Here is a 14,362-nt window from a genome sequence, read left to right on the forward strand (position 1 = left end):
GGAAATAGTTGGACCGATGTCCACTGTTTCCAATGGCTTAGGTTTTTTGTTTGCCAAAAAGAAAAAACGGGGGTGCAAGTCATGAAGTACGAGAAATTGGCGGGAGAGATAGTAGAGCTGGTCGGTGGAGAGAAAAACGTGAAATCGCTCGTTCACTGCGCCACCCGCTTGCGTTTTGTATTAAAGGATGTTTCCAAGGCAAACAAGGGAAAATTGGAAAGAACAGAAGGGGTTATTACCGTTAAGGAGAGCGGCGGACAATTTCAAGTGGTCATTGGAAATACCGTTCCTGAGGTGTATAACGCTATCGGGAAAATTTCCAACCTATTGACCGACTCCAATAAATCAGACCAAGCAAGCGAAGGGAAAAAAGGCAGCTTCTTTGGCCGGGCAGTCGATGTCATTTCCAGCATTTTCGCTCCTTTGCTCGGTGTGATGGCTGGGGCAGGGATTCTGAAAGGGCTATTGCTCATTGCCAGCAATGCAGGTGTGTTGTCCCCAAAAGAAACGACCTATATCATCCTCGCGGCAGCAGCAGACAGCCTGTTTTATTTCCTGCCGGTATTGTTGGCGATCACTACAGCAAGAAAGTTCGGCGGCAACGTTTTTACGGCAGTAACCATCGCCGGGGCGCTGCTTTATCCTTCGATTGTCGCCCTCAAGGCGGAAAAGGTAGCCACTACGTTTTTCGGCATACCGGTCACGATGATGAGCTATTCTTCTACCGTAATCCCGATAATCTTATCTGTGATTGTCATGAGTAAGCTTGAGAAAGTATGTAATCGCTACATTCATGAAAGTGTGAAGAACTTTGTCACACCGCTGATCTCCCTGGTCGTCATGGTGCCGTTGACCTTGATCGTGTTCGGACCCATCGGCGTCAATGTAGGGAACGGGATCGCGGATGCCATTCTCGCGGCATTCTCGTTTAGTCCGTTAATCGCCGGAGCGATCCTGGGAGCCTCCTGGCAGCTGCTCGTTATTTTCGGCGTACACTGGGGCTTGGTTCCGATTTTTATCAATAACGTCGCCGTGAACGGCAGCGACGGCATCAAGCCGGCGACAACCGCATCGGTATTTGCCCAAACCGGCGCCGCATTGGGGGTCATGCTGAAAACGAAAAACAAAAAGCTCAAAACATTAGCGGGATCTGCTACGCTGACTGCCCTTTTCGGAATTACCGAGCCGGCTGTATACGGGGTAACCTTGCCGTTAAAACGTCCGTTTATCGCCGGAATCATCGGTGGTGCCGTAGGTGGGGCGATTATCGGGCAGGCAGGTACGAAAGCATTCGCATCAGGTGCTCCCGGCCTGTTGACACTCCCGATTTTCTACGGTCCTGGCGGCGAAGGATTCACCGGTCTTCTCCTGGGTATCGCAGTCGCCTTTGTCGTCTCTGCGGCTTTGACGTACATTTTGGGCTTTGAAGATCCGGTCGAGGAAGAGGAAACGCAGGACACTGCGGAACATGCGAGAGTAGCAGCAGGCGAAGAGATCGCCAGCCCGTTGGAAGGGACTGTGATTCCATTATCCCGTGTGTCCGACCCGGCCTTTTCATCGGAAGCGATGGGCAAAGGCATCGCGATTGAACCGAGTGCCGGAAAGGTTGTCTCACCTGTCAACGGAACCGTGGTCGTAGCGTTCAAAACCAAGCATGCGATCGGACTGGTTTCCGAAAGCGGAGCGGAAATTTTGATCCATGTGGGAATCGATACCGTTCAACTGGACGGCAAGTTCTTCCACGCTCATGTTAAACAAGGCGATCAGGTAAAAGTGGGCGATCTGCTACTGGAGTTCGATCTGGACAAAATCAGGGAGGCCGGATACCAGGCCGTTACGCCGATCATTATTACCAATACCGCTAACTATACGGAGATTGCGGCAACCTCCGAGCTTTCGGTCAAAGAACAAGATACGTTATTAAAGCTCAGCATCTGACGTGATTCGCATACATGAATGGCCCCAGCAATCGGTTGGGGCCATCTTTTTTATGGCACGAACAAATGGAAACTTTCCCCTTTTCCTGATTGCGCTTATGATGGAGAGGAATAACCAAGTGGATAGAGGAGGAGCACATGATTACAAAAGTCGCAGTCATCGGCTCAGGGGTAATGGGACATGGTATCGCACAGCTGTATGCGCTGGCAGGTTATCCGGTCGCAATGTACGACGTAGAGGAGAAGTATCTGCAAAAAGCGTGGAAGGCCATTGCTGATCATTTGTCTCTGCTGGTCCAAGAAGGGATCATTACAGAAGCGAGCAAGCAACAGGCATTGAACCGGATCACATCTACAACAGATTTGGCCATAGCCGTTCAAGAGGCAGATTTTATTACCGAGGCCATTCCCGAAGTAATCGAGATGAAATGGGAGCTCTATGAAAAGCTGGAACGTCTCGCAAAGCCGAATACGATCATCGCTTCCAATACCTCGACCTTTCCGATTGCCCGCCTGGCGGAAAAGATGGCCACCCCGCACCGGATGATTATCACGCATTTTTTTAATCCCGCTCAGTTAGTGCCGCTTGTGGAGATTGTCAGACATGAACAGACAGCAGGGGACGTGGTTGAGGCCACCATCGAGCTGATGAAAGCGATTGGAAAGTCTCCCGTTCTTTTAAAAAAGGACGTGCCCGGCTTTATCGCCAACCGCCTGCAAGCAGCACTGGCGCGAGAAGCGTTTTTCCTCATGGAACAAGGAGTGGCGGAGGCTGCCGATATTGATCTCGCGGTAACGGCAGGTCCCGGTTTCCGCTGGTCGTTCATCGGTCCGATTGAAACAGCCGATTTTGGCGGTCTCGATACGTGGAAACGGGTCATCGACAATTTGGCGCCCGTATTGGACAAATCGGAACGGGCGCCTGACGTGATCGAAAGATGTGTAGACAAGGGCGATTTGGGAACCAAGACAGGAAAAGGGATCTATGCCTATGACGAACAGTCGGTTGTCCAAAAGCTCAGGGAACGGGATGAATTTTTCATTCGTCTGGCAGCCATGAAAAAGCGGACAGAAGGCTAAGGTAGATTACCGAGGAACAGCACAAATCACAGCGACCAGTGTCTCGGCTTGATAATCGAATCCGACATAATGTTCGTACAGGTTCGGGGTGATGAGAGCGTGGGCGGTGATGTCACGAAGCGCTTCACGGGATGTATGTGTGCGAAACCCTGCAGCTTGCAGACGATTCACCCAAGTCCCGACTGGTTCATGACGTTCATACCGCGATGCTTCTTGGTTGCCGATGATATCCTCAATTTCACGGTAAAAGAACATCTTCAGCGAAACGGTTTCCGCATGGGATAGCTGAAGCTGATCGATAAAAGCAAAAACGGCTCCAAAGTGCGCCCAGGCATTTTCAAAGCGCTTCACCAAGTCAGGCTCGTAATGATCCGAATTCGGTTCGCACAGGACGATCACGGACGGATTCAATGCATGGATGCTGCGCAGAATGTCTGCCCTGCTTCCGTGTATATGGTGCAGGGAAAATGCTGCATTCACACAAAGTCGGCCGTTATAGGTGGTCAGAGCTTTCATTTCCTCTGTGGATAATTGCTCGATAAAACGGGGAATCGCGTGAAAAGAAAGCTCCACACCCAGTCGTTTGCATGCGTTGGCGATCGTTCCTTTTGCCGCTTCCAATACGTCGGCCATCGGTTCGATTGCGAATATCGTCAAGCTGCGCGGCAGGGCGTTTCTTTGCTCCAGCAATTGCAGGAGGTCCAATACTTGCCTACCCGTACCGATGCCGATTTCCAGCAGGGTAACCTCCTCTTGACCTGCAATGAACTGCGCCAAATAGGAGTTGGCCACGATCCCCGGTTGCCCGACGAAGGGCAGATGCTGAGCAGCAAGGTTAAACAAATCGATTTGAGCATGCTCGTATTGTTTGAGATAAAGGTTGATCCCCGCGGAAGCTTCATCGGTAAGCCGCTTGGAAAGGGCGGCTGCAAACATGTCGGACAGGACGTCTTCCGCTGGTCCATGGGGAGTAGTATTGCCGACCATCTGGGAAAGCGTATGCCGGGCAGCCTCTAACAGGTTGGCTTGAATGAGCTGCAGCGCTTTACGCAATAGAGGAGAGGGAGGATTTACCCGATTTTTCATATGATTCATCGTTACACGCCCTTCGATTTTTATCCGTTTTCGTAAGTACAGCAAACATCGTAACGGATGGTACAATCCTTTTGGAATAGGAGAGTGTTCCTCTCGGCGTGGGAACTATTCAGGAATGACAAGGAGGAAACGAGGTGACAAGGATGATCATCTGGATCAATGGCGCATTCGGCTCGGGAAAAACACAGACGGCCCATGAACTGCACCGAAGAATACCCCATTCTTATGTTTTCGATCCCGAGCAGGCTGGCTTTTACATACGGAAAAATGTACCCAAGGAAGCGGCGAAGGCCGACTTTCAAGACTATCCAATGTGGCGTGAATCTACTTATTCGATGCTAGCCTATCTCGCAGATGAAGTCGACGGAACGATCTTGGTACCCATGACCGTCGTCAATCCGCAATATTTCCAGGAAATCATAGGCAGGCTGCGAATGGATGGAGTAACGGTCCATCACTTTGCCTTATGTGCTTCCAAAGAAACATTGCTGCAAAGATTACGCACCAGAGGGGAAGGAAAACGTTCCTGGCCAGCGCAGCAAATCGATCGATGTATCGAAGGTCTTGCCCACGACTGTTTCCGGGACCATCTTGAAACGGATCAAATGACAATTGAGGAAGTTGTTGAAAAAATTGCTGCTATGGTGAATATTCCACTGCAACCTGATCGACGAGGAAAGCTTAGGAAGCTGCTGGATCGGTATGGAACACAGCTCAGGCACATCCGATTTTTCGGATGAATAGAAAACTAGGCTCCTTCCCCAATCTTTGCGCGAAACCATAGCTGCTCCTATGTGCTGCAAATTTGATGTATGTGTGGAGGCTTGTAGGGTTTATTGACAGCAGGTGAAGTCCATGTTAATATTCAATCCATTAAACAATAGGAGGAACGTTATCTATGCTACACTCCATGCGTATTCGATAAGCTGGCTATAAAAAAGCGGATTTTACCACAACTGTGGGCTTTTTTGAGCTGCTTATTTTTACGTTTGGAGACATAGATCGCGATATCGGATAGCTTTTTTTGCTATGCTTTTTTCGCCGTGTCCGTATTCGTAATTCATGCAGATCAAAGCCTGCTTTGTGGGTTTGGATCTGCATTTTTTATTGCCAAAAACAAGTGTTCTTTATTCAACCAAGCGGTATCGGTGTTTCTTGTTGATAACAAAAGCATGAAAGGGGCTAAAGCAATGCGATATATGCATTGGTACTTCTTCATATAATCCTCCCTTCAAAAATCGCAGGTTATCCTGCGAACAGAGAACTGCGATTAATGAAGGAGGTTATCATAATGAGTTTGTTAATGAAAGCAAAAGGTATTCACGTGGAATATATGGGTCGCGATGTATTAGAGATTGAGGATTTGGAACTTCATGAATATGATCGCATTGGATTGGTCGGTGCGAACGGAGCAGGGAAGAGCACGCTGCTAAAAGTATTGCTGGGGGAAATTCCCTTGCCACATGGGAAAATTGTGAGGGAGGGTAATTTTACCTATATTCCGCAGCTGGATGATGTTGTCATTCATGAAGAAGTGGATCAAGCATTACTGGGCAAGCTTGGCGTAGACAAACTGAACATGGAGCATATGAGCGGCGGTGAAGAATCACGGCTAAAAATTGCACAGGCTTTGTCGGAAGGAGTGCATGGTATCTTCGCCGATGAACCGACGAGTCATCTCGATCGTGAAGGTATCGACTTTTTGATCAACCAGCTTGCATTTTACAAGGGCGCTTTGCTCGTCATTAGTCATGACCGGTATTTCCTCGATAGAGTGGTCGATAAAATTTGGGAGTTGAAAGACGGAAAGATTACCGAGTATTGGGGCGGCTACTCTGACTACTTGTCACAAAAAGAAGAGGAACAAAAAAACCAGGCTGCACAATATAAGCAGTTTATCGCTGAACGAGACCGGCTGGAGAAAGCCATCGCCGAAAAAAAGAATCAGGCTCGAAAAATGGACCAAAAGGCGAAAGGAGCTTCAAGAAAAAACAGCTCGGAAAGCGGCGGTCGACTTGGCCATCAAAAAACTGTGGGCAGTAAGCAGAAGAAGCTCCATAATGCTGCAAAAAATATGGAGCATCGAATCGAATCCCTTGGTGATGTGAAACCTCGAGAGGCGATTCGTCCCGTCCATTTCCGTCAGAGCAAATCGTTAGAACTTCACAATCCCTTTCCAATTGCGGGGAACGAGATCTGCAAACGGGTAGACGACAAGGTCATTTTTGACAAGGCTTCTTTCCAATTTCCGTTGAGCGCCAAGATAGCGGTTACGGGTGCAAACGGAACAGGAAAAACAACACTTTTCAAAATGATACTGGATCGTGAAGACGGCATTTCTATATCACCAAAAGCGGCAATCGGCTACTTCGCGCAAAACGGTTACAAAGTTGACCGTCATCAGGGTGTCATGGAGTTCATGCAGGAAAACTGTGATTACCAGATGTCGGAAATTCGCGCTGTACTGGCAGCTCTGGGATTTTCTCAGCATGATGTGCGAAAAGAGTTGTCTGTATTGAGCGGTGGGGAAATCATGAAATTACAGCTTGCCAAAATGCTGCTCGGGAGATACAACATCTTGCTTATGGATGAACCAAGCAATTTTCTCGATCTTCCCGCAGTGGAAGCACTGGAAAATTTGATGAAAGACTATACAGGTACCATTATTTTCATATCGCACGACGTCCGCTTGCTAGAGAACGTTGCCGATACTGTATTCGAGATCAAGGATAAAAAAATCATTCGGAAGTGCTGAAATTTGATTGGATGTTTGGACGAACTAACAAGTTACTCTAATGATATCTATTCGATAGCATCCGCAAGCGTCCGGTAAAACGCTTGGAAAAAAGGAGACCAACTAGCATGCATCTTCAATGGAAAAAATCGTTCGCGATCATATTCAGCGGACAAATCATTTCAATTTTAACGTCTTCCATGGTTCAGTTTTCGATCATATGGCATTTGACCGTAACTTCCGGTTCGGCTGCGGTACTGATGATTGCGGGACTTGCCGCATTCTTGCCTCAAGCGCTGCTGGGACCATTCGTCGGAGTCTGGCTTGACCGGTGGAACCGCAAAAAAACGATGATCATCGCGGACAGCGTCATAGCGGTCTTCAGCTTGCTTTTAGGAGCATATTTCTTTTTTGGAGATCCGAGCGTATGGATCGTGTATGTGATCCTCATGATACGCTCAGCAGCTTCCGCCTTTCATGCCCCGGCATTCCAAGCGTCCATTCCGCTCATCGCACCTGAAGATCAATTGACACGTGTGGCAGGCTGGCATCAAATGGTCTTTTCCTTTTCGAGTGTGCTTGGCCCCGCACTCGGCATTGCGGTCTACTCGGCTGCATCCCTTGGAACGGTACTTTTCTTGGATGTGGTTGGGGCATTGTTCGCCAATCTCATGCTAATGCTTGTCACGATTCACCAACCGAGAGTGGAGGTTGCCCAAACGCCTTCGTTTTTCGCGGAATTCAAGCTGGGCTGGGAGGCATTCGTTACCGTGAAGCCGATCGTTGTTATCACGATCGTTACTGCTATCTTCGGCATCGTGTTTATGCCGCTTGCGACGTTGTTTCCCCTTATGACGTTCTCACATTTTGAACGCGGAGGATACAGTGGGAGTATCGTGGAGGCTGTTTTCGGCATCGGGATGATCCTTGGCGGCGCCATGCTGTCCGTTTTCGCTTCGAGATGGAAGGACACGGCATATATGAGTTTGAGTCTGCTCATGATTGGCATTACCTGTGTCATTAGTGGCCTGATTCATAGCGGTGCCTTTTATGCATTCGTGATTCTATCGTTCTTTATGGGAGCAGCCGCGCCTTTTTTCAATGGGCCGTACATGGCGATGATTCAGAGGGCATACGAGCCTGAAAAGTTGGGGCGCGTGATTTCGTTCGTGACGAGCATCACGTTGCTTTCCTCACCGATCGGATTAGCGCTGGCAGGTCCGATCGTCGATAAGTATGGGGTCCAGATGTGGTTTTTCTGGTCGGGGATTGTCATTATCTTCACCGGATTCTTCTTATATGCCAAATTTTCTCGGATGAACATGAAATAACGTTCACCGTTGAAGGGAGTAGTCACTCGGTTAGGTAACCGTTTGACAGCGAAAAAACGGGTGCTCCGGCATCCGTTTTTTTGTTAAACGGCTCCAAAGAAAATGGGTGGAGATTTCAGGTAAGCATCTGAATCTCCACCCTTATCTATCTATTTATCGAATCGGGCAAGCTCCACCCACACATTCCGCCAGTTCTGCCAATGTCATCTCATGATCTTGGATTTGCTGCGTGGAGCGCAGACGTTTGTAAAACTCCTCAATCGGCATGTTGATTTTGGCGAGCCGTGCTTCATACTCCGCCTTGCTGGTCGGTTCATAAGGAGCCTGGCTGTAGCCATGGCCGCTGTAGGGGAGGAGCGAAGTCGATTTGATCCGCATCCGGTATTGCTCCAGCAGCTTGGCGATTTTCCCGCGTTCCTGCTCGTGGAACGAGATCGTGCATGATACCATGTTATCCGCCCAATAAATATTGAACAACGCCTGCATCGCGAACTGCTCTTCAATGGTAATATCCGCGCACGACTTGAAGCCCGGCAGACCAGCCGATGATGCTTTGTAAGGGAACTCCACCACGACCGATTGCGGGGTATAAGCCGAATCCTCTACATGATACCCGCATTCCACAGCCAGATCGGCAAGCACGTCCCCTTTTTGGCACATGATCCGCCGGATGCCATATTCAAAGTAGGACCAGTGAATGCCCGGTGTGATCCCCGACAGCAGGCTGACCGAGCCGGACGGCTTCACCGTCGTCAGCTTGATGGACGGCTGCACCTCATAGCCCACCACTTCGGACAGCAGACGGGAATAATCCTCATCCGCCTGTTTGACGATTGTGTACATTCGATGTAATTCCGCGATGATTTCAGGCTGGTAGACCGGCTCCGCATAACCGTCATACTGTTCCGGCAATTGCTCGACGACCGCGTACGGTTGGCGGTTTTGATGTTTCCAGACCATATCGTCCCAGTCTTCTTCCCGATACAGCTGCCATTCCTTAATCGCGCTTTTTCCCCACTTCATTACGATCCAATCCTGGATGCCAGACAGTGAGATGCCGATCCGCCGATGTTTGCTCACAATCTCCCGGGTAGACTCCCAATCATACTGGGCAAAGGTAATCCGTTTTGCATACTGGACCATGAGCGGCAGCACGTCTGCCGGATCAAGCCCATGCTCCAGCAGCTTCGGCAGATGAAGCTCCGCCAGATTGCACGGCTCGTAGGAAGCGAGCGAGATTTCCATGCACGGGTTGCCGCCATCGGCAGGGTCACAGTTTTCTTGGTAGCCGTCGATGATCCGGCCGAAATTGCGGGCCAAAAAGCGATTGTAGATGCCCGGTTCTCCGTTTACTTCGATGGCTGGCGCGATGATGCCAAAGTCGTAGCGGGCCGGATCGTCGATTATGACAGAATTGTTGCTGCTCCAGCGATGATTGTTTTGCGCCCAGGCATCATACAGCAGATCTTCCGCCTCTTCACGGGAAAGGGAGGTATCCGCCATGACTTCCTCTGCTGTTTTGAGACGGCGCTCATTGCCTTCATAGACCCACAGATGCTCGGTATGGCGCCAGTTTTTCATATTGATGAAGCTGGTGTCGGCAGCATCGCCAAGCGCCACCTCTGCGCTGCGACGGACGTTTCCGGCGATCACGGTACGGCCGATCATGTTGTAGATATCGGTGCAATCCTTGGAGGACAGCTGTTTGCCTTGGCGTTTATTCAGCATGTCGCTGACAAATACGAGCAGCTCAACCAATGGACCGCTGCCGCTCGCTTTGCCGCCAAATCCCTTGATATCCGCGTTGCGTGGACGCAGCTCAGTCAGATCGAAGGAAAGCGTCTGCGGTGTGCCGACAAAATGGCGATCGATCACGACAGCGAGGGATTCGCACCAGCCTTCGCGGGAATCGGCGATGAGAAGCTCGACGTCAGCAGGTTGCTTCGGTTGGTTCAGCGAGAAGCCATGCTGTGCGGACAACGCTTTGATTTCCGGATAGGTGGGGTGGGACTCGGCGATGGAAAAGGAGATCGCCACTTCATTCGCCACGGCCGGCATTTGCTCCAGCAACCGATTCTCCACGCTGAAGCCGACACCGCCACCCTTCATCAGCTGATCAAAGGTGAAAATAAACGGATAGGAAGCGTAGGCCTTATCCGGTTGGATCGCGGTACGGGTAAAAATTTTGCTGGTGCTGCCATAATGATAAGGGCGTGTTTGGACGAACCAGCAGTTGTTCATCGCGTCGCCCGTCCGTTTGGCAAACTCGCTGCCAGACATCCACAATCCGCGTCCCGGCGGCGTCCAGACGAGATGGAAAATCTGTTGATACATCTTCTCCATGTATGCATCATTGACGAGCGGGTCTCCAGGGATCATGTTTACGTTGCCTTCCACGACCCGACGGATGGTCTCGTTCCAATCCTCCGTGCGTCCTTCCCGCTTATTTTCCCGCGCATAGGTTCGTTTGTAGGTAAACCAGCCGAGTGCGCCCCAGTTTGGATCCACTCCGGTAAACTTGTCCAAAAAAGATTGCTTGAGTTGAGCTGTCATGGCGGATAGCCCCTTTCGTGTATGTACGTATTGCTAGAATGATAGACACTATATGTTGTGGTGATGATTAATAGAATACCATATATATTGTGTTTTACTAGTCCTAAAATGAAAAAAAGGAATGTGATCTTTCTCACAGTATTGTTTCGAAAAAAACGGTATGCTGATAGAAAGGGCAAGCTACACAAGGAGTTGAACCGCTCATGAAGACGTCTGGATACCAGCCGAAATTAGATCTAAATGATTGGCAAACTGTTACGGAAAAAGAATATGAACGTGTGTATTCCATCATAGCCCCAGAGCTGCACAGCTTTGTAGAAGAGCATGCGGCCCTGGGTCATTTGATGGATCAAGTAAGGATCAAATATGACGAGGAGATTTATCAGCAGGCGCTTCGCGAGATTGAAACAGAGCTTTCCCAGCACTTCTATTACGAAGAGACCTTCATTTTACCGAGATTAAGCAGGTATTTTGCCACGGATGAAGTGGGACCATGCATGAAGCTGCTGCAGGAGCACGGGACGATCCGCAAAAATTTCCGGGATGCGGCCGAGCTGTTTACAACGCGGAATGCAGCTGAGCCAAGCAAGGATTTGGTGCAAAAGATGAACCTGCTGGCCTATCTGTTGAAAAAGCATATCGAGAAAGAGGATCATTACTTTTTTCCGATGGTCAGCTTGATTTTGAGCCAAGCGGAAAAGGACGAGATTGCGGCCGAGGTAAAAGCCGCCTATGAAGCGCGGGGAAAACAATAGGAAAAAATAGAACCCGTTGCTCCTTAAGGGAAGGAGCAACGGGTTCTCGCATACGAGGTGATGTTTATCGTTTCGTAAACAGATAGAGAGCTGCCGCCATCAGGACGAGGGCCAGCGCGCGTTTCCAATCAAACGGAATCTGCTGACCCGAAATCAGGCCGTAATGATCGATGATGGCACTCATCAATAACTGACCGCTGACGACTGCCATCAATGTGGTTGCCACCCCGATTTTGGGAACGGCAAGGACGGATGCCACTACATATACGGCCCCCAACAGTCCACCGGTGAGCTGCCACCTTGGCAAGTTCATGACAGAAAGCACGTTTCCCTTTCCGAAGAAGATCATGACGAGCAAGAGCGCCAGTGTGCCCACAGCAAACGAGACGAATGCCCCTTCCAATGAGCCGATCTTTTTTCCCAGCTGACCATTGATTGCCGCTTGCAACCCGACGCAAACACCTCCCAACATGGCGAGTCCCGCAAGTAACCAATTCATTTTCTTTTTCTCCTTTCCCATCCAAGCATCATCGATTGAAGTGTAACATGAATTTCCTTTTTGGGCGAAATGCGATAAAATATTTTTGAATGTAAGGAAAGTTCTGTCAAAACGAAAGGGGAAACACAAATGAATCAGATCCACCAGCTTAACGAGAATCATTTGGAACAATTTGTCCGAATATTGGCACAAGCATATCCGTCCGGAAAATGGTATACCCCTGATGGGCACGCACAGATGATGGCCCGTATGCAGAAGGTCATTCATGAAGATCGCTCTTCGCGTTTGATTGGCCTTTTTCGGGAGGGGCAAATGCTGGGGGGAATGAGGCTCTATGATTATCGGATGAATCTCTTTGGCGAAGAGGTGGCTGTGGGGGGCGTGGGTATGGTCGCTGTTGATTTGCTGCATAAAAAAGAAAAGGTCGCCAAAGATCTGATCGCCTTCTATCTGCGCGACTATCGCAGTAAGGGAACCGCCTTTGCCGCCCTGTATCCATTCCGGGTCGATTTTTACAAAAATATGGGCTTTGGCATTGGCGCGAAGATGCATGAATATCGGGTAAAACCAGCGAGCCTGCCCAATAAGGGGAGCAAGCAGTCGCTCTGCTATTTGACCAGCCAGGATCGTGATGAGCTTGTCGCTTGCTATCAACGCGTGATGAAACGGACGCATGGGATGATGGCAAAGACAGCGTTTGAAAGCGAGCAGCTGTTTGCCAATCCGGAGCATCTGTTTGTGGGGTACCGGGAAAACGGAGAGCTGCTGGGCTATCTTGTCTATCATTTTCAAAAGGCACATGATGAGAACAATTTGCTCAATAACCTGGTGGTGAAGGAGCTGGTCTATGAAAATCCGCAGGTGCTCTCCAGTTTCTTTGCATTTTTACATAGTCAGAATGATCAGATCCATCGCATTGTCATTCGCACGCAGGATGATTCGTTTCACCATCTGCTTGCCGATCCCGGAAATGGGAGCGAGCGCATGATTCCGCATGTCTATCACGAAAGTCATGCCTCGGGAGTCGGCATCATGTATCGGGTACTGGATACCAAGGAAGCGTTCCAACAGCTTTCCCACCGTGACTTCGGTGCACAGACGTGCCGGCTGAAGCTGACTGTGCGCGACAGCTTTTTGCCGGAGAACGATGGCAGTCTGCTCGTACAATTTAACAATGGGCGAGCCACATTGAATGATCGGGAGGATTGGGACGTGGAAATTGCGATGGACATTGCAGCGTTTTCCTCCTTACTGGTTGGAGCTGTTTCTTTCAAGCGATTGCATCAGTACGAGCTTGCCACCATTTCAGATCCCTCCTATGCAGATGTCGTGAATCGGTTGTTTGCGGCACAGGAGCCACCGGTTTGTATGACAGCTTTTTAGTCAAGTGAACATTTTCTGAATATTCCCTCTCCTGGGTGCATAAAATGAAGCATCAAGGGAAGGGGGTCGCGGACATGCCTGAAGCCATTTTTGGTACATGCGCCTTGCTGTTATTCGTTTGGGTAGTGGTAGAACTCCTATTCCGTTTTGTGAAGAACGATACGCTGGAGTATGATTTTCAATATTTATGGGAAAATTATCCTATTAAGCCCGAGGACATTTGGATCAAGAAAAAAACAGGAAAAAAGCGCAGGTGACTGTCCATAGGCCTTCAGATATGGTAAAATTGTGACAAAATTAGGTTGGGCATGTTCAACCTCCTGAGGTGCTGTCTATTCATGCATAGTAGTGTAGAGAACAATGCTCGTCATTACTATCGATTACACTTAGATCCACCGCTGTGCGCGGATATGACCATCGTCCGTGTAAATGGCAAAACGCTGGAGACAGGTGCGGCGTCCGTATTGATCGTAGACATGGGGGCAGGAGGACTTCGGTTTCAAACCAATTTGCAGCTCCCTGTTAGCCCAAATGTCGTGCTGGAATTCGAAACCATTATCCTGCAGCAGTCAATCAAAATGTTCGGATATGTGGTCCGCTCGATACCAGCGGGCGGAGATCTGACAGAATATGGTGTGCAATTTACCATGGATGAAGACAAAATAGCGCGACTATCCCAATTGATCAATACTCTGGCGATCCGCAAAAGACAAAATCGGACAATGACGGGCAGCAGGTTTTTGACAGAAGACAGAGACGAGTTTTTGTCATGCGAAGATCGTGGTTAATTTATCTTTAGGCAAAAAGAAATCCTCACCCGAATGGATGAGGATTTTTTGTATTCTCGATCACTCATTCCAGGACATCCGCTTTTGGTTGCGTGATTCAAGCGGTACCAGCGATCGGATCAGGGATAGGCTTGCTGGTGCTGCCCAGGGTACACATCTTATACTGAAATAACGAACATGAAAAGGCCCGGAGCCTCAAGCGCCGGG

Annotated in this window: 12 protein-coding genes; 8 read left to right on the top strand and 4 right to left on the bottom strand. The window is 49.4% G+C overall.

Features of this window, described 5'->3' with window-relative positions:
- The first annotated feature begins 81 nt into the window (after positions 1-81).
- Positions 82-1,938 carry a beta-glucoside-specific PTS transporter subunit IIABC gene (locus tag EIZ37_RS10980; RefSeq protein WP_134684653.1) on the top strand — a complete coding sequence of 619 codons (1,857 nt, stop codon included), beginning with the start codon at positions 82-84 and terminating at the stop codon, positions 1,936-1,938.
- Between the two features lie 137 nt (positions 1,939-2,075).
- Positions 2,076-3,017: a 3-hydroxyacyl-CoA dehydrogenase family protein gene (locus tag EIZ37_RS10985; protein ID WP_134684654.1), complete on the top strand. Its 942-nt coding sequence runs from the start codon at positions 2,076-2,078 to the stop codon at positions 3,015-3,017.
- Between the two features lie 6 nt (positions 3,018-3,023).
- Here the strand turns inward: EIZ37_RS10985 and EIZ37_RS10990 are convergent, their stop codons facing one another.
- The gene (locus tag EIZ37_RS10990) at positions 3,024-4,112 is read right to left on the bottom strand and encodes a GRAS family protein (protein ID WP_134684655.1); all 1,089 of its coding nucleotides are present in this window, start codon (positions 4,110-4,112) and stop codon (positions 3,024-3,026) included.
- A gap of 143 nt (positions 4,113-4,255) precedes the next feature.
- Between EIZ37_RS10990 and EIZ37_RS10995 the strand changes: the two genes are divergently transcribed.
- Positions 4,256-4,852, top strand: a complete 597-nt coding sequence (locus EIZ37_RS10995; RefSeq protein WP_134684819.1) for an AAA family ATPase — start codon at positions 4,256-4,258, stop codon at positions 4,850-4,852.
- A gap of 329 nt (positions 4,853-5,181) precedes the next feature.
- Here EIZ37_RS10995 and EIZ37_RS25910 read toward each other — a convergent pair whose 3' ends face one another.
- Complete coding sequence (locus EIZ37_RS25910; protein WP_167568794.1) at positions 5,182-5,331, bottom strand: hypothetical protein; 150 nt, start codon at positions 5,329-5,331, stop codon at positions 5,182-5,184.
- Positions 5,332-5,403: 72 nt separating this feature from the next.
- Between EIZ37_RS25910 and EIZ37_RS11000 the strand changes: the two genes are divergently transcribed.
- Together EIZ37_RS11000 and EIZ37_RS11005 are read left to right on the top strand one after the other, a co-directional pair.
- Positions 5,404-6,867 (top strand): Msr family ABC-F type ribosomal protection protein, encoded by a 1,464-nt coding sequence (locus EIZ37_RS11000; RefSeq protein ID WP_134684656.1) that lies wholly within the window; start codon positions 5,404-5,406, stop codon positions 6,865-6,867.
- 107 nt (positions 6,868-6,974) lie between these two features.
- A complete protein-coding gene (locus tag EIZ37_RS11005) occupies positions 6,975-8,177 on the top strand; it encodes an MFS transporter (protein WP_134684657.1) in 1,203 nt (400 codons plus the stop codon).
- Between the two features lie 153 nt (positions 8,178-8,330).
- On the opposite strand, the gene nrdJ is transcribed toward EIZ37_RS11005, so the two are convergent.
- Complete coding sequence (gene nrdJ / locus EIZ37_RS11010) at positions 8,331-10,730, bottom strand: ribonucleoside-triphosphate reductase, adenosylcobalamin-dependent (protein ID WP_134684658.1); 2,400 nt, start codon at positions 10,728-10,730, stop codon at positions 8,331-8,333.
- A gap of 203 nt (positions 10,731-10,933) precedes the next feature.
- On the opposite strand from nrdJ, the gene EIZ37_RS11015 reads away from it, so the two are divergent.
- The gene (locus tag EIZ37_RS11015) at positions 10,934-11,485 is read left to right on the top strand and encodes a hemerythrin domain-containing protein (RefSeq protein ID WP_134684659.1); all 552 of its coding nucleotides are present in this window, start codon (positions 10,934-10,936) and stop codon (positions 11,483-11,485) included.
- Positions 11,486-11,549: 64 nt separating this feature from the next.
- On the opposite strand, the gene EIZ37_RS11020 is transcribed toward EIZ37_RS11015, so the two are convergent.
- On the bottom strand, positions 11,550-11,984 hold the full coding sequence (locus tag EIZ37_RS11020) for a DMT family transporter (RefSeq protein WP_134684660.1): 435 nt from the start codon (positions 11,982-11,984) through the stop codon (positions 11,550-11,552).
- 129 nt (positions 11,985-12,113) lie between these two features.
- Here EIZ37_RS11020 and EIZ37_RS11025 point away from each other — a divergent pair, with 129 nt between their 5' ends.
- Together EIZ37_RS11025 and EIZ37_RS11035 are read left to right on the top strand one after the other, a co-directional pair.
- Positions 12,114-13,367, top strand: coding sequence for a GNAT family N-acetyltransferase (locus EIZ37_RS11025; RefSeq protein ID WP_134684661.1), 1,254 nt, complete (start codon positions 12,114-12,116; stop codon positions 13,365-13,367).
- 338 nt (positions 13,368-13,705) lie between these two features.
- Positions 13,706-14,155, top strand: coding sequence for a PilZ domain-containing protein (locus EIZ37_RS11035; protein WP_167568795.1), 450 nt, complete (start codon positions 13,706-13,708; stop codon positions 14,153-14,155).
- The last annotated feature ends 207 nt before the right edge of the window (positions 14,156-14,362 follow it).

This window comes from Brevibacillus migulae (assembly GCF_004521915.1).
In the GTDB taxonomy this organism is placed as follows: domain Bacteria; phylum Bacillota; class Bacilli; order Brevibacillales; family Brevibacillaceae; genus Brevibacillus_F; species Brevibacillus_F migulae.

Coding starts and splice junctions, on each gene's coding strand:
- EIZ37_RS10980 (WP_134684653.1), top strand. CDS start 82: ATGAAGTACGAGAAATTGGCGGGAGAGATAGTAGAGCTGGTCGGTGGA.
- EIZ37_RS10985 (WP_134684654.1), top strand. CDS start 2,076: ATGATTACAAAAGTCGCAGTCATCGGCTCAGGGGTAATGGGACATGGT.
- EIZ37_RS10990 (WP_134684655.1), bottom strand. CDS start 4,112: ATGAATCATATGAAAAATCGGGTAAATCCTCCCTCTCCTCTATTGCGT.
- EIZ37_RS10995 (WP_134684819.1), top strand. CDS start 4,256: ATGATCATCTGGATCAATGGCGCATTCGGCTCGGGAAAAACACAGACG.
- EIZ37_RS25910 (WP_167568794.1), bottom strand. CDS start 5,331: ATGAAGAAGTACCAATGCATATATCGCATTGCTTTAGCCCCTTTCATG.
- EIZ37_RS11000 (WP_134684656.1), top strand. CDS start 5,404: ATGAGTTTGTTAATGAAAGCAAAAGGTATTCACGTGGAATATATGGGT.
- EIZ37_RS11005 (WP_134684657.1), top strand. CDS start 6,975: ATGCATCTTCAATGGAAAAAATCGTTCGCGATCATATTCAGCGGACAA.
- nrdJ (WP_134684658.1), bottom strand. CDS start 10,730: ATGACAGCTCAACTCAAGCAATCTTTTTTGGACAAGTTTACCGGAGTG.
- EIZ37_RS11015 (WP_134684659.1), top strand. CDS start 10,934: ATGAAGACGTCTGGATACCAGCCGAAATTAGATCTAAATGATTGGCAA.
- EIZ37_RS11020 (WP_134684660.1), bottom strand. CDS start 11,984: ATGAATTGGTTACTTGCGGGACTCGCCATGTTGGGAGGTGTTTGCGTC.
- EIZ37_RS11025 (WP_134684661.1), top strand. CDS start 12,114: ATGAATCAGATCCACCAGCTTAACGAGAATCATTTGGAACAATTTGTC.
- EIZ37_RS11035 (WP_167568795.1), top strand. CDS start 13,706: ATGCATAGTAGTGTAGAGAACAATGCTCGTCATTACTATCGATTACAC.